The sequence below is a fragment of the Rhodoferax sp. GW822-FHT02D07 genome (assembly GCF_058802405.1).
This window is the reverse complement of record NZ_JBXAOD010000004.1, coordinates 144,606-167,635: the sequence shown is the minus strand read 5'-3', so window position 1 is coordinate 167,635 and position 23,030 is coordinate 144,606. Positions and strand designations below refer to the sequence as shown.

General features: G+C 65.1%; 22 protein-coding genes. 8 read left to right on the top strand and 14 right to left on the bottom strand.

Translation table 11 applies throughout. The features are described 5' to 3' along the window. Positions 1–54: 54 nt before the first annotated feature. Complete coding sequence (gene rodA, locus AC1RNN_RS11550) at positions 55–1,209, bottom strand: rod shape-determining protein RodA (RefSeq protein ID WP_493089217.1); 1,155 nt, start codon at positions 1,207–1,209, stop codon at positions 55–57. A gap of 35 nt (positions 1,210–1,244) precedes the next feature. Here rodA and AC1RNN_RS11545 point away from each other — a divergent pair, with 35 nt between their 5' ends. From AC1RNN_RS11545 to AC1RNN_RS11510, 8 genes are all read left to right on the top strand, one after another. Beyond that, on the top strand, positions 1,245–1,850 hold the full coding sequence (locus AC1RNN_RS11545) for a YqiA/YcfP family alpha/beta fold hydrolase (protein WP_493089218.1): 606 nt from the start codon (positions 1,245–1,247) through the stop codon (positions 1,848–1,850). Positions 1,851–1,898: 48 nt separating this feature from the next. Next, positions 1,899–3,950, top strand: a complete 2,052-nt coding sequence (locus AC1RNN_RS11540) for a ribonuclease catalytic domain-containing protein (protein ID WP_493089219.1) — start codon at positions 1,899–1,901, stop codon at positions 3,948–3,950. A gap of 59 nt (positions 3,951–4,009) precedes the next feature. Next, on the top strand, positions 4,010–4,807 hold the full coding sequence (locus AC1RNN_RS11535) for an energy transducer TonB (protein WP_493089492.1): 798 nt from the start codon (positions 4,010–4,012) through the stop codon (positions 4,805–4,807). Further along, positions 4,804–5,538, top strand: coding sequence for a monofunctional biosynthetic peptidoglycan transglycosylase (gene mtgA, locus AC1RNN_RS11530; RefSeq protein WP_493089220.1), 735 nt, complete (start codon positions 4,804–4,806; stop codon positions 5,536–5,538). Before AC1RNN_RS11535 ends, mtgA begins: the two co-directional genes overlap by 4 nt. A 303-nt stretch (positions 5,539–5,841) precedes the next feature. Beyond that, entirely contained in the window at positions 5,842–6,453 is a 612-nt protein-coding gene (locus tag AC1RNN_RS11525; RefSeq protein WP_493089222.1) for a lysophospholipid acyltransferase family protein, read from the top strand. An 11-nt stretch (positions 6,454–6,464) separates the two neighbouring features. Further along, positions 6,465–7,454 carry a phosphatidate cytidylyltransferase gene (locus tag AC1RNN_RS11520; protein WP_493089494.1) on the top strand — a complete coding sequence of 330 codons (990 nt, stop codon included), beginning with the start codon at positions 6,465–6,467 and terminating at the stop codon, positions 7,452–7,454. Positions 7,455–7,494: 40 nt separating this feature from the next. After that, a complete protein-coding gene (gene ruvC / locus AC1RNN_RS11515; protein WP_493089223.1) occupies positions 7,495–8,046 on the top strand; it encodes a crossover junction endodeoxyribonuclease RuvC in 552 nt (183 codons plus the stop codon). A 53-nt stretch (positions 8,047–8,099) separates the two neighbouring features. Beyond that, complete coding sequence (locus AC1RNN_RS11510) at positions 8,100–8,861, top strand: substrate-binding periplasmic protein (protein ID WP_493089225.1); 762 nt, start codon at positions 8,100–8,102, stop codon at positions 8,859–8,861. 16 nt (positions 8,862–8,877) lie between these two features. On the opposite strand, the gene AC1RNN_RS11505 is transcribed toward AC1RNN_RS11510, so the two are convergent. From AC1RNN_RS11505 to AC1RNN_RS11445, 13 genes are all read right to left on the bottom strand, one after another. Then, the gene (locus AC1RNN_RS11505) at positions 8,878–9,177 is read right to left on the bottom strand and encodes a flagellar basal body protein (protein ID WP_493089227.1); all 300 of its coding nucleotides are present in this window, start codon (positions 9,175–9,177) and stop codon (positions 8,878–8,880) included. Between the two features lie 40 nt (positions 9,178–9,217). After that, positions 9,218–9,394 carry a hypothetical protein gene (locus tag AC1RNN_RS11500; protein WP_493089228.1) on the bottom strand — a complete coding sequence of 59 codons (177 nt, stop codon included), beginning with the start codon at positions 9,392–9,394 and terminating at the stop codon, positions 9,218–9,220. Positions 9,395–9,410: 16 nt separating this feature from the next. Next, a complete protein-coding gene (lpxC, locus tag AC1RNN_RS11495; RefSeq protein ID WP_493089230.1) occupies positions 9,411–10,334 on the bottom strand; it encodes a UDP-3-O-acyl-N-acetylglucosamine deacetylase in 924 nt (307 codons plus the stop codon). A 44-nt stretch (positions 10,335–10,378) separates the two neighbouring features. Further along, the gene (gene ftsZ, locus AC1RNN_RS11490; RefSeq protein WP_493089232.1) at positions 10,379–11,620 is read right to left on the bottom strand and encodes a cell division protein FtsZ; all 1,242 of its coding nucleotides are present in this window, start codon (positions 11,618–11,620) and stop codon (positions 10,379–10,381) included. A gap of 120 nt (positions 11,621–11,740) precedes the next feature. After that, complete coding sequence (ftsA, locus tag AC1RNN_RS11485) at positions 11,741–12,970, bottom strand: cell division protein FtsA (RefSeq protein ID WP_493089234.1); 1,230 nt, start codon at positions 12,968–12,970, stop codon at positions 11,741–11,743. A gap of 16 nt (positions 12,971–12,986) precedes the next feature. Next, positions 12,987–13,775, bottom strand: coding sequence for a cell division protein FtsQ/DivIB (locus tag AC1RNN_RS11480; RefSeq protein ID WP_493089237.1), 789 nt, complete (start codon positions 13,773–13,775; stop codon positions 12,987–12,989). Next, positions 13,772–14,812, bottom strand: coding sequence for a D-alanine--D-alanine ligase (locus AC1RNN_RS11475; RefSeq protein WP_493089240.1), 1,041 nt, complete (start codon positions 14,810–14,812; stop codon positions 13,772–13,774). The genes AC1RNN_RS11480 and AC1RNN_RS11475 overlap by 4 nt, the downstream gene beginning before the upstream one ends. 5 nt (positions 14,813–14,817) lie before the next feature. Next, entirely contained in the window at positions 14,818–16,245 is a 1,428-nt protein-coding gene (gene murC, locus AC1RNN_RS11470; protein WP_493089242.1) for a UDP-N-acetylmuramate--L-alanine ligase, read from the bottom strand. Next, complete coding sequence (murG, locus tag AC1RNN_RS11465; protein ID WP_493089244.1) at positions 16,242–17,306, bottom strand: undecaprenyldiphospho-muramoylpentapeptide beta-N-acetylglucosaminyltransferase; 1,065 nt, start codon at positions 17,304–17,306, stop codon at positions 16,242–16,244. Before murG ends, murC begins: the two co-directional genes overlap by 4 nt. Beyond that, on the bottom strand, positions 17,303–18,571 hold the full coding sequence (gene ftsW / locus AC1RNN_RS11460; RefSeq protein WP_493089246.1) for a putative lipid II flippase FtsW: 1,269 nt from the start codon (positions 18,569–18,571) through the stop codon (positions 17,303–17,305). Before ftsW ends, murG begins: the two co-directional genes overlap by 4 nt. Next, positions 18,568–20,424 (bottom strand): UDP-N-acetylmuramoyl-L-alanine--D-glutamate ligase, encoded by a 1,857-nt coding sequence (murD, locus tag AC1RNN_RS11455; RefSeq protein ID WP_493089248.1) that lies wholly within the window; start codon positions 20,422–20,424, stop codon positions 18,568–18,570. Before murD ends, ftsW begins: the two co-directional genes overlap by 4 nt. Next, complete coding sequence (gene mraY, locus AC1RNN_RS11450; protein ID WP_493089250.1) at positions 20,421–21,599, bottom strand: phospho-N-acetylmuramoyl-pentapeptide-transferase; 1,179 nt, start codon at positions 21,597–21,599, stop codon at positions 20,421–20,423. Before mraY ends, murD begins: the two co-directional genes overlap by 4 nt. Positions 21,600–21,617: 18 nt before the next feature. Then, entirely contained in the window at positions 21,618–23,030 is a 1,413-nt protein-coding gene (locus tag AC1RNN_RS11445) for a UDP-N-acetylmuramoyl-tripeptide--D-alanyl-D-alanine ligase (RefSeq protein ID WP_493089495.1), read from the bottom strand.

Sequence of the window (23,030 nt, the reverse complement as noted above, 5' to 3'; positions counted from 1 at the left end):
CATTTTAGGCGCGCCGGAAAAACCCCGAAGCCCCCGCGCACTCCCAGCCGGACCTCAGGACTGCACCAGCCGCTTGGAATTCGCAATCGACATGAGGATGCCCAGCGCCAGCCCCAGCGTCACCATGGCGGTGCCGCCGTAGCTGATGAAAGGCAGCGGCACGCCCACCACGGGCAGGATGCCGCTCACCATGCCCATGTTCACAAAGGCGTAGGTGAAGAAGATCATGGTGGCCGCCCCGGCCAGCAGGCGCGAGAACAGCGTGGGCGCCTCCAGCGCAATCGTCAGACCGCGCAGGATGAGGAAACCAAAGGCCACCAACAGAAAGATGTTGCCCATGAGGCCAAATTCTTCTGAATAGGCGGCGAAGATGAAGTCGGTGGTGCGCTCGGGGATGAACTCCAGGTGGGTCTGCGTGCCCTTCATGAAGCCCATGCCGGTCACGCCGCCCGAGCCGATGGCGATCATGCCCTGGATGATGTGGAAGCCCTTGCCCAGCGGGTCGCGTGTGGGGTCTAGCAGGGTGCAAATGCGCTGCTGCTGGTAGTCGTGCAGCACCGGCCAGCGCACGCCGTCGGCACAGAGCTGGGGCTCGAAGAAGACGATGAGCACGATGCCGATCAGGCCAATGGCCACAGGCGGAATCACCAGCTTCCAGCTCATGCCCGCAAAGAAGATGACCGCCAGGCCCGCCGCCAGCACCAGCAACGAGGTGCCCAGGTCCGGCTGGCGCATGATCAGCCCCACGGGCACAAGCAGAAGCGCACCCGCCACTACAAAGTCCAGCGGACGCAGCTGGCCCTCGCGCTTCTGGAACCACCAGGCCAGCATCAGCGGCATGGCGATCTTGAGAATCTCGCTGGGCTGGATGGTCACGCCCACATTGAGCCAGCGCCGCGCGCCTTTTTTGGTGATGCCGAAGATGGCCACCGCCACCAGCAGGGCCACACCCACGGTATAGAGCGGCACGGCCACTGCCATCAGGCGCTGCGGCGGGATCTGCGCCACCACAAACATGATGGTGGCGGCGATCAGCATGTTGCGGCCATGGTCCTCGAAGCGGGTGCCGTGGTCGTAACCCGAGGAATACATGGTGAGCATGCCCGCGCAGGCCAGCATGAAGACCGCAAACGCCAGTGGCCCGTCAAACCCCGCCAGCCAGGGCGCAATGCGCTGGCGCAGGGGGACTTTTCCGAATTGGTAAGACATAAGGGGGCAATTATCCCGCCAACTATCATGGCCCCATGGCCTCCACCCCCACGAAACACCCCACCACCCACCTGCTTTACCTGCACGGTTTCCGCTCCTCCCCCCAGTCCACCAAGGCGCGCCAGCTCGCGGCACACATGGCCGCGCAACACCCGCAGGTGCACTGGTGGTGCCCGCAGCTGCCGCCCTCGCCCAAGGAGGCCATGGCGCTGCTGCTGGATGGCATTGCCGCCTGGCCGCGGGAGAGCATGGCCGTGGTGGGCTCCAGCCTGGGTGGCTTCTATGCCACCCATGTGGCCGAACACACGGGCTGCCGCGCCGTGCTGATCAACCCGGCGGTCGACCCGGCACGCGACTTGGCCAAGTACATCGGTGAGCAAACCAGCTGGCATGACCCGGCGGAGCGCTTTTTCTTCCGCCCGGAGTACGTGGACGAGCTGCGCGCCCTCACCTGCGGCCCGATGGCCCACCCGGAACGCTACTTGGCCTTTATCGCCAAGGGCGACGAGGTGCTGAACTGGCGCGAAATGCATGCACGCTACGCCCGCAGCGCCATGCGCCTGCTGGAGGGTGGCGACCATGCTTTGAGCGATTTTTTGGACCACCTGCCCCAGCTTCTGGCCTTTTTGGACCTGGGTTGACCATGGCTTGGCAGGCCGACTCCCATTTGCAGGGACAATCGGTCCCCTATGTTTGTACTGTTTGAAGAAGCCGGAAAGTTCATGGCCGGTCGGGTGCTGTCGGAGGCGGAGGCCTCTGCGCAGGTGGAGCTGGATTCCGGCAAGCGCGTCAAGGTCAAGGGCGCCAACATCCTCATCAAATTCGAGAAACCCGCCCCGGCGGATCTGATTGCGGCCGCCCAGGCGCAGGCCCAGACCATCGAGCTGGACATGGCCTATGAATTCGCGCCGGACGAGGAGTTCGGCTTTGCCGACCTCGCCAAAGACTATTTCTCCGCCCAGGCCACGCTGACCGAGCAGGCCGGCATGCTGTTCAAGCTGTTCGACACGCCGCACTACTTCCGCCGCGCGGGCAAGGGCCGCTTCAAGAAGGCGCCGGCCGACATCATTGCGCAGGCGCTGGCCGCCATCGAGAAAAAGCGCCTGATTGCCGAGCAGATCGCCCAGTGGGCGACGGACCTGGGCACTGGCAACTGCCCCCAGCCGATCAAGGACCAGCTCTACAAGATCCTCTTCAAACCCGACAAGAACGCGCCCGAGTACAAGGCCGTGGTCGAGGCCAGCCGCGCCACGCACACCGCGCCGCTGGAACTGCTGCAAAAGGCCGGCGCCATCGCCTCGCCCTACCAGTTCCACTGGAAGCGCTTCTTGCTGGAGAACTTCCCCAAGGGCACCGGCTTTCCTGCCATCAGCGCACCGGCCATTGCCGACGAGCTGCCGGTGGCACCGGTACAGGCTTTCTCCATCGACGATTCGCAGACCACCGAAATTGACGATGCGCTGAGCCTGCAGGGCCTGGGCAGCGGCACGGTCACGCTGGGCATCCACATTGCCGCACCCGGCCTGGCCGTGCAACCCGGCAGCCCCGTGGACGTGCTGGGCCGCGCCCGCCTGTCTACGGTCTACATGCCGGGCTACAAGGTCACCATGCTCCCCGACGACGTGGTGCAGACCTATACCCTGCAGGAGGGGCGCGACTGTCCGGCCGTGTCGCTGTATGTGACGCTGGACGAAGCGACGCTGGAAATCAAGGCCAGCGAGACCAAGCTGGAGCGCGTGCCGATTGCCCACAACCTGCGCCACGACCAGCTCGATGCCGTGGTGACGGAGCAGTGGCTCACGGACAGCGCGTTTGAGCATCAAAACGCCACCCAACCCGCATCGAATCTGCGCGAGCAGCTATCATTTTTATACCGCTTGGCGCGTGACCTGAAGGCCAAACGCGAGGTGGTGCGCGGCAAACCCGAGACCTTCAACCGGCCGGACTACAACTTCCGCCTGGTCGAAAACCAGGGGGCTGAGCCGGACGGCAGCGAGACGGTGCAGATCAGCGTTCGCCAGCGCGGCGCACCGCTGGACCTGATCGTGGCGGAGGCCATGATCCTGGCCAACAGCACCTGGGGCAGCTGGATGGCCGAGATGGGCGTGCCCGCCATCTACCGCAGCCAGGCCAGCCTGGCGCCCGGCGTGAAGGTGCGCATGGGCACCAAGGCGCTGCCGCATGCCGGCATTGGCGTGAAGAGCTATGCCTGGTCCACCTCGCCACTGCGCCGCTACACCGACCTGGTGAACCAGTGGCAGATCATGGCCTGTGCGCGCCACGGCAAGACCGCGGCGCTGGCCGCGCCCTTCAAACCCAAGGACGCCGAGCTGTTCGCCATCATCTCGGCCTTTGACACCGCTTACGGCGCCTACAACGGCTTCCAGGGCGGCATGGAGCGCTTCTGGACCATGCGCTATGTGCAGCAGCACGGCATCACCGAACTGGTGGCTACGGTGTTCAAGGAGAACATGGTGCGCGCCGACGACATTCCGTTGGTGCTGCCCGTCATGGGCGCGCAGGGCCTGCCGCGCAACGCCCGGGTGCGCGTGAAGCTGGGCGAGATGGACCTGATCACGCTGGATGTGCACGGCACGGTAGTGGAGCGTCTGGACGTAGCGGCCGAGACCCCGGCAGATGCCGACGAGGCCGAAGACGACGAGGACGTGGCCGGACCGATTGCCATTGCCGTCGATGTCACCGAAGCGCCGGAAGGCGGCAGCGATAATTCGGCCTCGTGAAGCTGCACAACATCACCACCCTCCAATGGGCGCTGGGCGTCTCCATCGCGGTCCACGCGATGGTGCTCTCCGTGCGCCTGGTGGACCCGGAGGCCTTCAATCGCGTGTTTGAAGACCAGCCGTTGGAGGTGATCCTCGTCAACGCCAAGAGCAACGAAAAGCCCGACAAGGCCACCGCCATTGCCCAGACCAGCCTGGCTGGCGGCGGTGACGCCGAAAAGGGCCGCGCCACCAGCCCGCTGCCCCCGTCCATGCTGACCGATGTGGGCGACGCGCTGGAAGAAGAAAGCGCACGCAAGCTCCAAAGCTTGCAGGAGCAGCAAAACCTGCTGCTGGCCCAGGTGAAGAGCCAGCTCGCCGCGCTGCCCCCGCCCGACCCCAGCGTTATGGCGAACAAGACCGAGCAGGCCGAGCGCGAGGAGAAGCGCAAGCAGCTCATCAAGCTGCTGGCCGAGATCGAGCGGCGCATCAATATGGAGAACGCGCGGCCCAAGAAGCGCTACATCAGCCCAGCCGTGCGCGAGGAAATCTACGCCGTCTATTACGACCAACTGCGCCGTGCCATTGAAGACAAAGGCACCGACAACTTTCCGCAAGCCGCGGGCAAGAAGCTCTACGGCGAACTGACCATGATCGTCACCGTCAACTTTGACGGCCGCGTGCTCGCCACCGAGGTGGTGCAAAGCTCGGGCAACAGCGTGCTGGACAAGCGCGCCGAAGCCATCGCCCGCACCGCCGGGCCCTTCGGCAATTTCAGCAGCGCCATGCGCCGCCAGGCCGACCAGATCCTGGTCGTCTCGCGTTTCAAGTTCACCCGCGAAGAGACCCTGGAAGCCAAGGTCTCGGCCTCGCAATGAAAAGCCTGGGGCGTTGGCTGTTGCTGTGCGTGCTGGCCTTGCTGGCGCTGCAACTCTACTTCGTATTGCGCATTGCGGCCATGGCCGTGGTGGCCCCGCAGAGCACGGCCTTCGAGCGCTCCGAGGCCTGGCGCATCGTCACCGAGAAAGGGGAACTGCCCTGGCGCCAAGAGTGGGTGGACTATGCGCAGATGTCCGACCACCTCAAGCGCGCGGTGATTGCGTCGGAAGACGACGGCTTCAGCCAGCACGATGGTGTGGACTGGGAAGCGCTGGAGAAGGCCTGGGCCAAGAACGCCAAGGCCGAGCAGCGTGCAGAACTGCGAGCCAGCCAGGGCCGCCCCGGCACCACCAAACCAGCCAAGATCGTGGGCGGCTCCACCATCACGCAGCAGCTGGCAAAGAATCTCTTCCTTTCCGGCGAGCGCACGCTCTTGCGCAAGGGGCAGGAGTTTGTGCTGACGATGTTGCTGGAGCATCTGCTGAGCAAGCAGCGCATTCTGGAGATTTACCTCAACAGCGTGGAATGGGGCGAAGGCGTGTTTGGTGCGGAGGCCGCAGCGCAGCACTACTTCCGCAAGCCCGCGAGCAAGCTCACGGCCTATGAAGCGGCACGGCTGGCGGTGATGTTGCCGCGACCCAAGTACTTCGAGAAGCTGCCCAACTCGGGCTACCTGTCGAGTCGGGCGGGGACGATTGTGGCGCGCATGTCGGACGCGCAGTTGCCTTAGTTCTTTTCTCTCGCACGCAGCGGAGCAGGGGTAAGCCCCGCCGCTCGTGTCCCCCGGCCCTCCAGGGCCTCCTCCTTGACCTCGCTTTGGTGCTTGCCCCTACTCCTCTGCTCGATGACGCGTGAGCTACCTTGCCGCTCACCATTTCCTCGGCTCCGGTGGGCGGGGTGCTCTGTGCAGTGAGGTAAAGGAGGAGGCCCTGGAGGGCCGGGGGACACGAACGGAACAGAGCACCCCGCCCGCCGGAGACAGCGAGAGAAAACCCCAGCCAAAGCACCACATTCGCTAGGTATCATCCCCGCCATGCTTGCCAAGATCATGAGTTACTTCCTGCTCGGCCTGATACGGGTGCTGACCGGTGCGCAAGCGCGCTGGCATGGCTGCCCGCCCAAAGCCGAGCAACGCATTTACTTCGCCAACCACCAGAGCCACGCCGACCTCGTGATGATCTGGGCCGCACTGCCCAAGGAGCTGCGCCACATCACCCGTGCCATCGCCGCCAAGGACTACTGGACCAAGACGCCGTTCAAACAGTGGCTCACCAGCAAGGTGTTTAACGTCATCTACGTCTCGCGCGACCGCACAGCCACCGAAGACCCGCTGGAGCCGCTAATCGAAGCGCTGAGCAACGGCGACTCCATCATCCTTTTCCCCGAAGGCACACGCGGCCACGCCGAAGAACCCCAGGCCTTCAAGGCCGGGCTCTATAACCTGGCCACCAAGTTCCCCAACGTCGTGCTGGTGCCCGCCTGGATCAACAACGTGCAGCACGTCTTGCCCAAGGGCGAAGTGGTCCCTGTGCCCGTGCTCTGCTCCGTCACCTTCGGTGCACCCATGCAGGTCGAGGCCGGAGAGGACCACCGCAGCTTCGCCACGCGCGCGCGCAGCGCCGTCATTGCACTGCGTGACGTCTGAGGGCTGCCATGATGTATTTCTATCTCAAGAACCTCACAGCCACACAGCAGATCGGCGCGCTGTTCATCATCGTGTTTGGCCTGCTGCTGGTCTCCAGCATCGTGGCCTTTGTGCTCTCGCTGCGCGACTATGGCGACGACGAGGCCGGCGAGCTGCGCCGCAAGGAACTCAAGAGCCTGGACGGCGTGATCCGCACCAGCTGGCTCATGATGTTTGTGTTCTGGGTGGGTTGGGTGGCGGGCGACTGGGTCGCGCTCACGCTGTTCGGCCTCGTCTCCTTCTTCGCGCTGCGCGAGTTCCTCACGCTCTCGCCCACACGCCGCGGCGACCACCGCAGCCTGGTGCTGGCTTTCTTTGTGGTGCTGCCGCTGCAGTACTGGCTGGTCGGTACCGAACACTTCGACATGTTTGCCGTGTTCATCCCAGTCTATGTCTTCCTGGCGCTGCCACTGACCAGCGCGCTGGCCAATGACCCGCTGCGCTTTCTGGAACGCAATGCCAAGCTGCAGTGGGGCATCATGGTCTGCATCTACGGCATGAGCCATGTGCCCGCGCTGCTGATGCTCAAGTTCCCCGGCTACAACAACAAGAACGCCTTCATGGTGTTCTTCCTCGTGCTGGTGGTGCAGACCTGCATGGCCACACAGCACCTGGTCTCGCGCAAGCTGCAGCGCGCGCCCGTGGCGCCAGCCATCAGCCAGAGCTTCAACTGGCCTAGCTGGTGGATCGGCATTGTGGTGGCCAGCCTGTTTGGCGCACTGCTGGCCGGCATCACGCCCTGGGTGCCAGGCACCGCGTTTGCGTTCAGCTTTATCGCCTGCCTGGCCGGTTCCATGGGCCACTTTGTCATGAAGGCGCTCAAGCGCGACCGCGGCATCCCGAGCTGGGGGCGTGAGGGCACGGGCGTGACTGGTGCCGGTGGTCTGCTGGACCGGGTCGATGCCCTGTGCTTTGCAGCACCGGTCTTCTTCCATTCAGCCCGCTGGTATTTTGACCTCTAGCCCGCGTGGCTAAAGCGCAAGCAGCTCCTGAAACCATAGCATGCGGATTCTCGGCATAGACCCCGGCCTGCGCACCACCGGCTTTGGCGTGGTGGATGTGGTGGGCGCGGATGTGCGCTATGTGGCCAGCGGCACCATCGGCACGCAGCACCTGGACACGCGCGCCCTGCCCGAGCGGCTCAAGGTACTGTTTGACGGCATAGGCGAAGTGGTGCAGCGCTACCAACCCACCTGCGCCTCGGTGGAAATCGTGTTCGTCAACGTCAACCCGCAGTCCACGCTGCTGCTGGGCCAGGCCCGCGGCGCGCTGATCACCGCGCTGGTGACGCAAAACCTGCCCGTCGCCGAGTACACCGCATTGCAGATGAAGCAGGCCGTAGCCGGCCATGGCCGTGCGCACAAGGACCAAATCCAGGAAATGGTAAAGCGTCTGCTGAGTCTGCCCGGCCTGCCCGGGCCCGATGCGGCCGACGCGCTGGGCCTGGCCATCACCCATGCGCATGCCGGCAAGGCCATGGCGCTGCTGGGCCAGGCCGATGCAGCCGAGGGCAATGGCCGCGTCTCCTACCGGGCCGGCCGCCGCCGCCGGTAAGCCTGCCGACATACGGGCGCGGTACGATGGTACTCATGCTTCTGCACCGCGACATGGCTGTTTCCCTCGCACGCCGCTGCCTGTTTTCCCTTGCCCTCTGCGGCGCGGCAGCGGGTGCCGCCCCGGCCGAGGGGAGCATGGGGCTCGTGGCCTATACCGAGCAATGGCCACCCTACAACTTCAGCGAAGGCGGCAAGGTGCAGGGCATTGCCACCGACATGCTGCGCGTGGCCTGCACACAGGCCCAGTTGCGCTGCAACATCCAGGTCGTGCCCTGGGCGCGCGGCTACAAGCTGGTGCGCCATAGCCCCAACACCCTGCTCTACACCACCGCCCGCCGCCCCGAGCGCGAAGACCATTTCCTGTGGGTGGGGCCTATCCTGCCGCGCACCACCTGGGTCTACGCCCACAAGCTGCCGGAAGGCACGGTGCGAGACGCCAGAGACCTGGCGGGGCTGCGCATCGGCGTCGTGCGGGAAGAAGCGGCGCGCCAGGACTTGCTGGCGGCCGGCGTACCTGCGAGTGCCCTAGTGGAAGAAAGCTCCAACGACATGGTATTTCGCCTGCTCATGGGGGATCTGGTCAACGCCATGGTCGACACGGAAATAGGCATGGCCTGGAATCTGCGCAGCGTGGGACGCCCGGCCGGCAGCGTAACCAAAGTGCTGAAACTCAGCGAAGACGGGGCCTACTACTTTGCACTGAACCTGCAGAGCGACCCGACCCTGGTTCGCAAACTGCAGCAGGCGGTGGACAAATTGCGCGCCGACGGCCGGCTGGACGCAATCGTCAAAAACTACGAACCAGCGCCCTAGCGCCAGGCGTACAGGCTCAGGCCCGCACGTCCAGCAGCGCGCCGGCCATTTTGTCGCTGGTCTTGAAGACGGCCAGATTGGCCATGAAGCTGTGCTTGGCCTGCAACTGGCTCACCACATCGGTCTCCAGGACATTGCCAGCGGTCTCTGCACGACGCACCGACGCCGACACACCGCCGCCAGACTGCTCGGTCTGAGTCGTTTCCTGGCGTTTGAATCCCTCGGTGGCGAGGTTTGCCACGTTGTGGGCGGTGGTGTCGAGCTTGGTTTGGGCCGCGTTCATGCCCGAGAGGGCAATCGAAGACAAGGAGTTCATGGGCATTCCTTTCGCGGCAGGCCGGAAGCGGCTGCCCCCATTATGCAACCCGCTCAAGAATCAGCACCGTGAAAAATCCCCCTGCCGCCAGCAGGGTCCATTTGAGGGTCACCCAGCCCCAACGCTTGAAGCGGGGGTTGCCACTGCCCACGTAGAAGGCGAAACACACGGCCGCGCCCAGCAGACACAGCAGAATCAGCCAGCGAAACAACAGCATGGCCGCGGTGTTTTGCTCACCAAGCCCGGACGGGTTGGGCGAAGCCCGCAGGAGCTTGTTTGGCGTCTTCAAACGTCACCACATCCCAGCACTCGGGATGGGCCTGCAGCTCACGCAGCAGCTTGTTATTGAGCGCATGGCCGGAGCGGCGTGCGCTGTAGGCGGCCAGCAGGGGCTTGCCCACGATGTAGAGGTCGCCCATGGCGTCCAGGATCTTGTGCTTGACGAACTCGTCGTCATAGCGCAAGCCGTCGGCATTGAGCACCTTGTAGTCGTCCATGACGATGGCGTTGTCCAGACCGCCACCCAGGGCGAGGCCGTTGGCGCGCATCATTTCCACGTCCTTGGTGAAACCGAAGGTGCGGGCGCGCGCAATGTCGCGGGAATACGAGTCCGTGCTCAGGTCAAACTCCACGCGCTGGCCGGTGGAGTCCACGGCCGGGTGGTTGAAGTCAATCTCGAAGCTCAGCTTGTAGCCGTGGTACGGGTCCAGCCGCGCCCACTTTTCGTTGGCGCCCTCGCCTTCGCGCACTTCCACCGGCTTGATCAGGCGGATGAAGCGGCGCGGCGCGTTCTGCATCTCGATGCCCGCGCTTTGCAACAGGAACACGAAGGAGGCTGCAGAACCGTCCAGGATGGGGATTTCCTCTGCCGTGATGTCCACGAACAGGTTGTCCACGCCCAGGCCGGCACAGGCCGACATGAGGTGTTCCACCGTATGGACCTTGGCATTGCCGCAGGACAGCGTGGAGGCCAGGCGCGTGTCGGTCACCGACTCGGCCGAGACCACGATGTCTGGCGCGCTCGGCAAATCCACCCGGCGAAACACGATGCCCGTGTCCGGCGCAGCAGGCCGCAGCGTGATCTCGACGCGCTGGCCGCTATGCAGGCCCACGCCTACGGCGCGGGTGAGGGACTTGAGGGTTCGTTGTTTCAGCACAGGCTGGATTTTACCGGGCCGCCAATTCCACATCGTTCCCCCGGTCAGTCGGCTTGCTTGCGCAGGAATGCGGGAATCTCGTAGTCGTCCATGCCACCCGAAGACAGCGCGTCCACCTTGGCCGCTGCCTGCGTGCGGTTGGTACGCCACACGCTGGGGGTGGCCATGCTGCCGTAATCGGGCTGGGCCGAACCCACCGAAGCGCCACCCAGCGCCGCCGCCGCACCCGAAGGCTGGGCGATGGTGTTGAGCGTGGGCACCTGGAAGGGCACGTTGTCGGTACCGGTGCGCAGCACTTGCAGGGGAGGCGCCGTGCGGCGCGCACCCTGGCGCGACAGACCGGTGGCCACCACGGTCACGCGGATTTCCTCGCCCAGGCTGTCGTCGTAGGCAGTGCCGTAGATCACGTGGGCGTCGGGCGAAGCGTAAGCGCGGATGGTATTCATCGCCAGCTTGGACTCAGACAGCTTGAGGCTGCCCTTGGCCGCGGTGATCAGCACCAGCACGCCCTTGGCGCCGGAAAGGTCGATGCCTTCGAGCAGCGGGCAGGCCACGGCTTGTTCGGCAGCGATGCGCGCGCGATCCGGGCCGCTGGCCAGGGCCGTACCCATCATGGCCTTGCCAGGCTCGCCCATCACCGTGCGCACGTCTTCGAAGTCGACGTTCACATGGCCGGGCACGTTGATGATTTCGGCAATGCCGCCCACGGCGTTCTTGAGCACGTCGTTGGCGTGGGCAAAGGCCTCGTCCTGGCTCACGTCATCGCCCAGCACTTCGAGCAGCTTCTCGTTGAGCACCACGATGAGGGAGTCCACATTGGCTTCGAGCTCCTGCAGGCCGACGTCGGCGTTGCTCATGCGGCGGCCGCCTTCGAAGTCGAAGGGCTTGGTCACCACACCCACGGTCAGGATGCCCATTTCCTTGGCCACCTTGGCGATGATGGGGGCCGCACCGGTGCCGGTGCCGCCACCCATGCCGGCAGTGATGAAGAGCATGTGCGCGCCGTCGATGGCGGCGCGGATATCGGCCTCGGCCTGCTCGGCGGCTTCACGGCCCTTGTCGGGCTTGCTGCCGGCGCCCAGACCGGTACCACCGAGCTGGATGGTCTTGTGTGCGGTGCTGCGCGAGAGGGCCTGTGCGTCGGTGTTGGCGCAGATGAATTCCACGCCGCCCACGGCGGTCTGGATCATGTGCTCGACGGCGTTGCCGCCGCCGCCGCCCACGCCGATGACCTTGATTTGGGTGCCTTGGTTGAACGCTTCTTCTTCGATCATTTCGATGGCCATGTTGTTACTCCTGAAAATTTTGAAACTTGAAAAAAATGAATCTGTGTATGGGGGTTGGGGAGTGCGTTTTCATTTATGAAGGCGGACTCCCCCGTGCGAGCCAAAGTCTGTGTTTCATGGTCAGAAGTTCCCCACGAACCAGTCCTTGACGGAACTGAAAGCTGATTTGACGGTGCCGGCCTTCTGCGCCACCTTGTAGCCACGCATGCGGGCCAGGCGGGCCTCTTCGAGCAGGCCCATGACGGTGGCCGCACGCGGCTGGGCCACCATGTCGGCCAGCGCACTGCTGTATTTGGGAATGCCGCGGCGCACCGGCTTGAGGAAGATGTCCTCACCCAGTTCCACCATACCCGGCATGATGCAGCTGCCACCCGTGAGCACGATGCCCGAGGACAGTACTTCTTCGTAGCCCGACTCGCGCATCACCTGGTTGACCAGACTGAAGATTTCTTCGATGCGCGGCTCGATCACGCCGGCCAGCGCCTGGCGGCTCAGCATGCGCGGACCGCGGTCACCCAGGCCGGGCACTTCGACCTGCACCTCGGGGTCCACCAACAGCTGCTTGGCGTGGCCGCTCTCGACCTTGATCTCTTCGGCGTCCTTGGTCGGCGTGCGCAGCGCCATGGCGATGTCGCTGGTAATCAGGTCACCGGCAATTGGGATCACCGCCGTGTGACGGATCGCGCCGCCCGTGAAGATGGCCACGTCGGTCGTGCCCGCGCCAATGTCCACCAGCGCCACGCCGAGTTCGCGCTCGTCTTCGGTCAGCACACTGAGGCTGCTGGCCAGCGGATTCAGCATGAGCTGCTCCACCTCCAGACCGCAGCGGCGCACGCACTTGATGATGTTCTCGGCCGCGCTCTGCGCGCCGGTGACGATATGCACCTTGGCTTCCAGGCGGATACCGCTCATACCGATGGGCTCGCGCACGTCCTGGCCGTCAATGATGAATTCCTGCGGCTCCACCAGCAGCAGGCGCTGGTCGGTGGAGATATTGATGGCCTTGGCCGTCTCCACCACGCGTGCCACATCGGCCTGCGTCACCTCGCGGTCCTTCACCGCGACCATGCCGCTGCTGTTGATGCCGCGGATATGGCTGCCCGTGATGCCGGTGTAGACACGGCTGATCTTGCAGTCGGCCATGAGCTCGGCCTCCTTCAAGGCCTGCTGGATGCTGGCCACGGTGGCGTCGATGTTGACCACCACGCCGCGCTTGAGCCCGTTGCTGGGCGCCACGCCCAGGCCCGCGAGTTTGAGCTCGCCCCCGGGCATGACCTCTGCCACCACCGCCATCACCTTGGCGGTGCCGATGTCCAAGCCTACGACCAGATCCTTGTACTCTTTTGCCATATCAATACCTTGTGCGCTATTTCTTCTTCGGGGCATCCGCCGCCAGCGTGCTCACGCCGCGCAGCCTCAGGGCATACCCGTTCTCATGGCGCAGATCAGCGGACTCCACGGCCTGCAAGGGCTTTGCATACCGGGAGGTGACCTGCGTCAGGGTTCGTAAAAATCGTTGGGTGCGGGCGTCCACTTCTTCCACCGTGCCGCGCCCCAGCTCCAACTGGGCACCTGTCTCCAGACGCGCACGCCAGCTGCCGCGCCCCGTGAGTTCAAGTTGCTCCAGCTGCATTTCGCGCGAACGGAACAGCGGCTCCAGCGAGCGGTACATGGCAAGCACCTCGGCGCTCTGGCCTTCGGGTCCGGCCAGGCGCGGCAGGCTGTCCTGCTCCACCTCACCCACATTGGCCTCGAACACCTCGCCCTGCACATTGATGAGGCGCGACTCGGCCTCTGCACCCCAATAGGCTACGGGCTGCTGCTCCTGCAATTCCACCCGCAGGCGGTTGGGAAACTCGCGCCGCACCACGGCCTTGCGCACCCAGGGCACAGCCTCAAAGGCGGAACGCACGCGCGCCAGGTCTACCGTGAAGAAGGTGCCGGACAAACCCGGCGCCACATTGGCGCGTAAGGTGAGCGGGTTGTTGTGGCTCATGTCACCAGTCACGCTGATGCCCTGTAGGTCAAACACCGGCAAGCGCGAGACCCAGCGCGCCGCAGCCACTGTGGCCAGGCCGGCAAACGCCAGGAACAGCACCGCAGCGGTGGTGTTCATGAGCTTGACGTCCAGCGGAGTGGCCACGGCGTTGTTCATGCAGAAGTGCCCCCATCCGTCGCCGTGCCTTGCAGCAGGCGAACGCAAAGGTCTTCATAGCTGATGCCCGCCGCACGTGCCGACATGGGTACCAACGAGTGCCCCGTCATGCCCGGGGAGGTATTGATCTCCAGCAGATAGGGCGTGCGCGTCTTTGCGTCAATCATCACGTCCGCCCGCGCCCAGCCACGGCAGCCCAGCACCTGGTAGGCCTTGCGCACCAGCGCCTGGATCGCCTCTTCCTCGCCAGCCGGCAGCTCCGCAGGCACCAAGTACTGCGTCACATCGGTGAAGTACTTGTTCTGGTAGTCGTAATTACCTTCGGGCGCGACGATGCGGATCACCGGCAGCGACTCGGGTGCCTCCGTCGGCCCCAGCACCGGGCATGTCACCTCATCACCCGCAATGAACTGCTCGCACAGCACATGGCTGTCGTGCTGCGCAGCCAACGCATAGGCGGCATCGCACTGCTCGGCAGACATGACCTTGGTGAACCCGATGGAGGAGCCCTCGCGCGCGGGCTTGACGATCATGGGAGCTCCCAAAGCCGCAAAGGCGGCATGCGTCTGCGCCGCGCTCGTCACCTGCTGCCAGGCGGGGGTGGACAGTCCTTCAAAGCGCCAGATGCGCTTGGTCATGACCTTGTCCATGGAAATGGCCGAGGCCATGACGCCGGAGCCTGTGTAGGGAATGCCCAGCAACTCCAGCGCGCCCTGCACCGTGCCGTCCTCGCCATGGCGACCATGCAGAGCGATGAAGCACCGATCAAAGCCCTCACGCTTCAAGTCATCCAGCGGGCGTTCGGACGGGTCAAACGCATACGCGTCCACGCCCTTGGACTGCAGCGCCTTCAGCACCCCGCTGCCGGACATCAGCGAGACCTCGCGCTCGGCGGAATCTCCGCCAAACAGCACGGCCACCTTTCCGAGGGATGCCCCCACGCTCCCCGCTTCGCGTGGTTCGCTGCCCCCCGAGGGGGCGTGTGCGCCTTGGGACGGCCCGGCGGCGCTTACGGTTTTCACATCAATTTGGCTCATAGCCCTCATCCACGCTGCGCAAGCAGCTCCTGTTTTTGTAGCATCTCAGCAATCTTCCCGGGCACGGCACCGATGGAGCCGGCGCCCATGCACATCAGCACATCACCGTCGCGTGCGTTGTCGATCGCAGCCTGCGGCATGTCGGCAATCTCGTCCACAAAGATCGGCTCCACCTTGCCGCCTATGCGCAGCGCGCGCGCCAGCGAACGGCCATCAGCCGCCACAATGGGCGCCTCGCCCGCGGCATAGACCTCGGCCAACAGCACGGAATCGGCGCCCGCACCAATCACCTTCACAAAGTCTTCAAAACAATCCCGGGTGCGCGTGTAGCGGTGCGGCTGGAAGGCCAGCACCAGACGGCGGCCGGGGAAGGCACCGCGCGCGGCGGCCAGCGTGGCCGCCATTTCCACCGGGTGGTGGCCGTAGTCGTCGATGACCGTGACCGTGCCACCTTGCGGCAGCGCCAGGTCGCCATAGCGCTGGAAGCGGCGGCCCACGCCCTTGAACTCGGCCAGCGCCTTCACTACGGCGGCATCGGGAATGTTCAACTCCACCGCCACGGCGATGGCCGACAAGGCGTTTAGCACGTTGTGCAGGCCCGGCAGGTTGAGCACCACATCCAGATCCGGTAGCACCACGCCGTTGCGGCGCTGCACGGTGAAGTGCATCTGGCCGCCCACTGCGCGCACATTGACCGCGCGCACCTGGGCATCTTCGTTGAAGCCGTAGCTGGTGATGGGGCAGGTCACCTGTTCGCAGATCTCGCGCACGGCCGCGTCGTCCGTGCAGAGAATGGCCGTACCGTAGAAAGGCATGCGGTGCAGAAAATCGACAAAGGCCTTCTTCAGCTTGCCGAAATCGTGCCCGTAGGTTTCCATGTGGTCGGCGTCGATGTTCGTCACCACCGCCATCACGGGCAGCAGGTTGAGGAAGGACGCATCCGACTCGTCCGCCTCCACCACGATGTGGTCGCCGCTGCCCAGGCGTGCATTGGCGCCCGCGCTGTTGAGGCGGCCGCCAATCACAAAGGTCGGGTCCAGCCCGGCCTCGGCCAGCACGCTGGCGACCAAGCTGGTGGTGGTGGTCTTGCCATGGGTGCCCGCAATCGCAATGCCCTGCTTGAGGCGCATCAGCTCGGCCAGCATCAGCGCGCGCGGCACGATAGGAATCTTCATCTCGCGGGCGCGGATGACTTCAGGGTTGTCAGACTGCACGGCGGTGGACGTCACCACCGCGTCGGCTCCAGCCACGTTGCCGGCCGAGTGGCCTGTGTAGGTCTTGATGCCCAGGGCCGCGAGGCGCTGGGTGGTGGCGTTGTCGGCCAGGTCTGAACCAGAGATGGTGTAGCCCAGGTTGCTCAGCACCTCGGCAATACCGGACATGCCGGAGCCGCCCACGCCGACGAAATGAATGTGTTTGATGGCGTGCTTCATCGTGCAAGCTCCTCGCAGGCAGCCACCACAGCCTGGGTGGCGTTGAGTTTTTGCATTTTTTTGGCTTCCAGCCCGCGTTGAATCAGCGCAGGTCGCTCAGTTTTTTGTAGTATTTCGGCCAGCACCGCGGGCGACATGTCGGCCTGGGGCAGCAGCCAGCCGCCGCCCTGGTCGACCAGGAAACGGGCATTGAAGGTCTGGTGGTCATCCACTGCGGCGGGGAATGGCACAAACACCGCAGCCGCGCCCACGGCGGCTATCTCGGTCACCGTACTGGCGCCGGCGCGGCAGATCACCAGGTCGGCGTCGGCAAAGGCCTGGGCCGTGTTGTCGATAAAAGGCGTGAGCGTGGCTTGGACACCAACCGCAGCGTAGTTGGCACGCAACTCGTCGATCTGCTTCTCACCGGCCTGGTGCGTCACCACGGGGCGTTCCGCTTCGGGAATCAGCGCCAGTGCCTGCGGCACCACGGTGTTGAGCGCGCGCGCGCCCAGGCTACCACCCACCACCAGCACCTTGAGCGGGCCACTGCGACTGGCAAAGCGCACTTCGGGTGCGGGTTGGTTCAGGAATTCGATGCGCAAGGGGTTACCCACCCACTCCGCCTTGTCCAGCACGTGGGGGAATGCGGCAAACACGCGGTCAGCCACACCGGCCAGCACCTTGTTGGCCATGCCGGCCACGGAGTTCTGCTCGTGCAGCACCAGGGGCTTGCCGCAGAGCACGCCCATCATGCCGCAGGGGAAGGTGATATAGCCGCCCAGGCCCACCACCACATCGGGCTTCACGCGGCGCACCACCTGCAGGCTTTGCCAGAAGGCGCGCAGCAGCTTGAACGGCAGCAGCGCCAGCGTTTTGAGGCCCTTGCCCCGCACGCCACCAAAGTCCACCAGCTCCAGCGGAATGCCGCGGGCCGGCACGATGCGGGCCTCCATGCTGCCGGGCGCGCCCAGCCAGTGCACGCGCCAGCCTTTGGCCAGCAGGGCCTGCGCCACGGCCAGGCCGGGGAAGATGTGCCCGCCCGTGCCGCCGGCCATGATCAAAGCTGTTTTTTTCGTCATACACGGCCTCCGTGCATGAGCAGTCTGTTCTCGTAGTCCACGCGCAACACCACGGCGATGGCAATCAGGTTGAGCAGGATGGCCGAACCGCCGTAGCTCATGAGGGGCAGGGTCAGGCCCTTGGTCGGCAGCGCACCCAGGTTCACGCCCATGTTGATAAAGGCCTGGAAGCCCATCCAGATGCCCACACCCTGCGCCACCAGCCCCGCAAACACGCGGTCCAGCGCGATGGCCTGGCGTCCGATGTGCATGATGCGGCGGGTCAGCCAGAGGAAGAGTCCGATGACCACCACCACGCCGGCCAGACCGAACTCCTCGCCGATCACGGCCAGCAAGAAGTCGGTATGCGCCTCGGGCAGCCAGTGCAGCTTCTCTACGCTGCCGCCCAGGCCCACACCAAATATCTCCCCTCGCCCTATGGCAATCAGCGAGTGCGAGAGCTGGTAGCCCTTGCCTAGCGCGTACTTCTCGGTCCAGGGGTCCAGGTAGGCAAAGATGCGCTCTCGCCGCCATTCGGAGAAGGCGATCATCAGGCTGAAGGCCACCACGATGACGGCGGCGATGAGGAAGAACATGCGTGCATTCACCCCGCCCAGGAACAAAATGCCCATGGCGATCACGGCAATCACCATAAAGGCGCCCATGTCGGGTTCGGCCAGCAACAGGAGGCCGATCACGGCCACAGCCACCGCCATGGGGGCGACGGCGCGGAAGAAACGCTCCTTGACCTCCATCTTGCGCACCATGTAGTCGGCCGCATAGACCAGCACGGCGAACTTGGCCAGCTCGGAAGGCTGGAAGTTCATGATGCCCAGCGAGATCCAGCGGCGCGCGCCGTTCACGCCCTTGCCGATGAAGGGCATGAGCACGGCGATGAGCAAGATGAGTGAGCCCACCAGCAGCCAGGGCGCGAGCTTTTCCCAGGTTGCCATGGGGAACTGGAAGGCAATCAGGGCCGCGACAAAGGCAACCACGATGGAAAACGCATGGCGCATCACGAAGTGCGTGTGCGCGTAACTGGCAAAGCGCGGGTTGTCGGGCATGGCGATGGAGGCCGAATACACCATCACCAGGCCCCACAGCAGCAGCGCCACGGTGACCCAAACCAGCGGCTGGTCAAAGCCGCGCACCTGGGCCGGCTGCGGGCTGCTGGCGGCAAACGAGCCGCGCCCGCCCAGGCGCACCGGCAGCGCGCCCACGCCGGCGTGGGCCGCTTCCGCCTTGGGACTGAACCAGCCCGTGAGCATGTCGCGCAGCCGGCTCATGCCAGGTGCTCCATGTCAACGCCGCTGGACAGGGCCAGCGCCTTCACCGCCGCGCAGAAAACCTGGGCGCGGTGCTCGTAGTTGTTGAACATGTCAAAGCTGGCGCAGGCCGGCGACATGAGCACCGCGTCGCCCGCATGCGCGCGCGCATTGGCGGTTTGCACCGCAGCTTCCATGCTGGGCGCGTCTTCCAGCGGCACACCCGTGTCCTGCAGGGCCGCGCGTATCAGCGGTGCATCGCGGCCGATCAGCACCACGGCACGCGCGTAGCGCGCCACGGGGGCGGCCAACGGTGCGAAGTCCTGCCCCTTGCCTTCGCCACCCAGAATCAGCACCAGGCGCCGGTCGGCACCCAGTCCTTGCAGGGCGGCTACGGTGGCGCCCACATTGGTGCCCTTGCTGTCGTCGAAAAATTCGACGTCGTTGAGGATGCCGATGGGCTCCACACGGTGCGGCTCGCCGCGGTACTCACGCAGGCCATAGAGCACAGGCGCCAGCGCGCAACCGGCAGCGGCGCACAGCGCCAGCGCGGCCAGCGCATTGCTGGCGTTGTGGCGGCCACGGATGCGCAGCGCATCGGCCGGCATGAGGCGCTGGATATGCAGCTCCTCTTCTTCATCGCGGCGCTTCTTGCGCGTCTCGTCCGCCTCCAGCGCACGCACCAGCCAGACCATGCCATTGACTTCTTCCAGGCCAAAGTCGCCGGGGCGCTGCGGCATGTCGCCGCCAAAGGTGGTGTGGGCGCGTTCCTGCGGGCGCTGCAGCTTCACGCGCACGGGTTCGGGCAGCATGGCCATGACCGTGGCGTCGTCGCGATTGAGCACCATGAGGCCCTGTTGGCCAAAGATGCGCGACTTGGCCTCGGCATAGGCCTGCATGCTGCCGTGCCAGTCCAGATGGTCCTGCGTCACATTGAGCACCACGGCCGCCGTCGGCTCAAAACCCGTCACGCCATCGAGCTGGAAGCTGGAGAGTTCCAGCACCCAGCCTTCGGGCAGGGTGCCGGCATCCAGGTGCGCGCCCAGCGTGTCCAGCAGCGTGGGGCCGATATTGCCGGCCACCGCCACCGTCTTGCCCGCATGCGCCAGCAGTTGGCCGGTCAGCGAGGTGACGGTGGTCTTGCCATTGGTCCCGGTAATCGCCAGCACAGCCGGTGCGTAGGCACGCGCACTGCGCAGGGCCTGCAAGGCCATGGCGTACAGGCTTAATTCACCGCCAACATAGATACCAACTGCGCGAGCAGCTCCTAAAACAGGAGCAACCGTTTCCGGGCTCAAACCCGGTGAACGGTAGACGGCCTGCAGACTCTGGCCGTCCACCAGTGCCGCATCCAACGCACCCGGTACAAAGCGCACAGTGGGCAGTTCCTGCTGCAAGGTGGCCAACTGCGGCGGCGCATCGCGCGTATCGGCCACGGTGACGCTGGCAGCGCCTGTGCGCACGCACCAGCGCGCCATGGCCAGGCCCGAAGCACCCAGACCCAGGATGAGGATGTTCTGGCCGGCCAGCGGGAGGAAGGGGGCATCGGCGGGCGCAGCCTCCACCTCGGGCTCTGCTGCCGCTTCCAGGGGTGTGGGCTCGGCCACGACCTCGGTCTTCTCGGCGGTGTCACCAGGAATGTCGGCAAAGATTTGTGCCACAAAGGCCGCCGCATCGCGTGCGGCCGTCAGCGTGGTGGGCAACGCGCGCGCCTCCTTGGCCGCGACAGGTGCGGCCTCCACCACGGGCGCGGCCTCAGGCACCACCTCGGCAATGTCCTCAGACACTGGCTCGGGCAGATGCGACAGCGCCGCGGCGTCCTCGGGGGATGGCGCGGGCGGCAGTGGGGGGAGTTGGTCCTCGTCCTGGTTCATCGCAGTTTCAGGGTAGAGAGGCCCACCAGGCACAAGAGCATGGTGATGATCCAGAAGCGGACCACCACCTGGGTTTCCTTCCACCCCGATTTCTCGAAGTGGTGGTGCAGCGGCGCCATCTTGAGCAGGCGCCGGCCTTCGCCGAATTTCTTCTTGGTGTACTTGAAGTAAGTCACCTGCAGCATCACCGACAGGGCTTCCGCCACAAACACGCCACCCATGATGGCCAACACGATTTCCTGGCGCACGATGATGGCGATGGTGCCCAAAGCGCCACCCAGCGCCAGCGCGCCCACGTCGCCCATAAAGACCTGGGCCGGATGGGTGTTGAACCACAGGAATGCCAGGCCCGCACCGGCCATGGCCGAGCAGAAGATCAGCAGCTCGCCCGAGCCGGGGATGTAGGGGAAGAACAGGTACTTGGAATACACCACGCTGCCCGTCACATAGGCGAACACGCCCAGCGCCGAGCCCACCATCACCACGGGCATGATGGCCAGGCCGTCCAGACCGTCGGTCAGGTTGACGGCATTGCTGGAGCCGACGATGACCAGGTAGGTCAGCAGCACAAAGCCCAGCACACCCAGCGGATAGCTGACTTCCTTGATAAAGGGCAGCAGCAGACCGGCCTTGGGCGGCAGGTTCACATCAAAGCCCGAGCGCACCCAGTTGAAGAACAGCTCGATCACGCGCAGATTGGAGCTTTCGGAAATGCTGAACACCAGGTAGAGCGCGGCGACCAGGCCGATGAGGGACTGCCAGAAATACTTCTCGCGCGAACGCATGCCTTCTGGGTCCTTGTGCACCACCTTGCGCCAGTCGTCGGCCCAGCCAATGGCGCCGAAGCCCAGCGTGACCAACAGGACGATCCAGACAAAGCGGTTCGACAGATCGGCCCACAGCAGGGTGGAAATGGCAATCGCCAACAGAATCAGCACACCGCCCATGGTGGGCGTGCCGCTCTTGCTCAGATGGGTCTCCATGCCGTAACCACGGATCGGCTGACCGATCTTGAGCTCGCGCAGGCGACGAATCACCATGGGGCCGGCGGCCAGGCCGATGAGCAGGGCCGTGAGCGCCGCAGCCACCGCACGGAAGGTGAGGTACTGGAACACGCGGAAAAACCCGAGCTCGGGCGACAGGTTTTGCAGCCATAGGGCCAGGCTCAGCAACATAAAAACTCTCCAGATTGATCAGGCCACATGGGGACTCCCCTCTGTGGCGGGTGCCTGGGCCAGGGCCTCGGTCACGCGCTCCATACGCATAAAACGCGAGCCCTTGACGAGCACACTGGCCACTCCGGGCAGCAACGTGCGGGCGCGCGCAATGAGGGTGTCCACATCGGCGAAATGTTCGGCACCGGGGCAGGCATGCACGGCGTGCAGCGCCATCTCACCCAGCGCCAGCACATGGGTGATACCGCTGGCATGCGCCAGACGGCCGGCCTCGGCATGGAATTCGGGGCCTTGCGCGCCCACCTCGCCCATGTCACCCAGTACAAGCAGGCGCGGACCGGGCAGATCGGCCAGCACCTGGATGGCGGCGCGCATGGAATCGGGGTTGGCGTTATAGGTGTCATCCACCAGCGTGCAGTGCAGGCCGCTGTGGCTCAGCAGCTGGGCGCGGCAGCGGCCCTTGACGGGCACAAAGGCTTGCAGCCCCTGCTGCACCGCCTGCGGGCTCACACCCGCGGCCAAGGCACAGGCTGCGGCAGCCAGGGAATTCTTCACATTGTGACGCCCGGCAATGGAGAGGCGGTAGGCCAGCGGCCCCCAAGGAGTGCTGGCCTGGACCTGCCAACCACCATCGACCCAGTCGGCGCCAGTGCACAGCACTTCCTGCGCTGCACCGGCCGACTTCCAGCCGAACTGCACCGTAGCCCGTGCGCCGGCCAAGTCGGCCCAGATGGCGGTGTAGTCGTCATCGAGCGGGAACACGGCCACGCCCTGGGGTGGCAGCGCCGCAATCACGGTGCCGTTCTCGCGTGCCACGGCTTCCACCGTGTGCATGAACTCCAGGTGCTCGCGCTGCGCGTTGTTGACCAGAGCCACCGTGGGTTGGGCCATGGCAGCCAGCCCGACAATCTCGCCCGGGTGATTCATGCCCAGCTCGACCACGGCCAGGCGGTGCTGGCTGCGCAGGCGCAGCAGGGTCAGCGGTACGCCAATGTCGTTGTTGAAATTGCCCTTGGTCGCAAGCGCGGCGCCATTCGGTGCCTGCGCGTCGAGGATGGCGGCCAGCATCTGCGTCACCGTGGTCTTGCCATTGCTGCCCGTCACCGCTACCAGGGGCAGCGTGAACTGGGCGCGCCAGCGCGTGGCGAGCTGGGCCAACGCCAGCTTGGTATCGGCCACTTCCACGCGTGGCAAGCCTTCGGGATAGGCAGAAACATCCAGACCTGCGCGGCACAACAGGGCTGCGGCGCCCCGGTCCTTGGCTTCCTGCAAAAAGGCATTCGCGTCATAGCGCTCACCGCGCAGCGCGACGAACAGGTCGCCGGGCTCGATGCTGCGCGTATCGGTGTGCACGCGCGCCAGCGTCTGCTCGCCCGCACCAACCAGGCGCGCGCCATCGAGCCAACCGGCCACTTGTTGCAGGCGCATCAT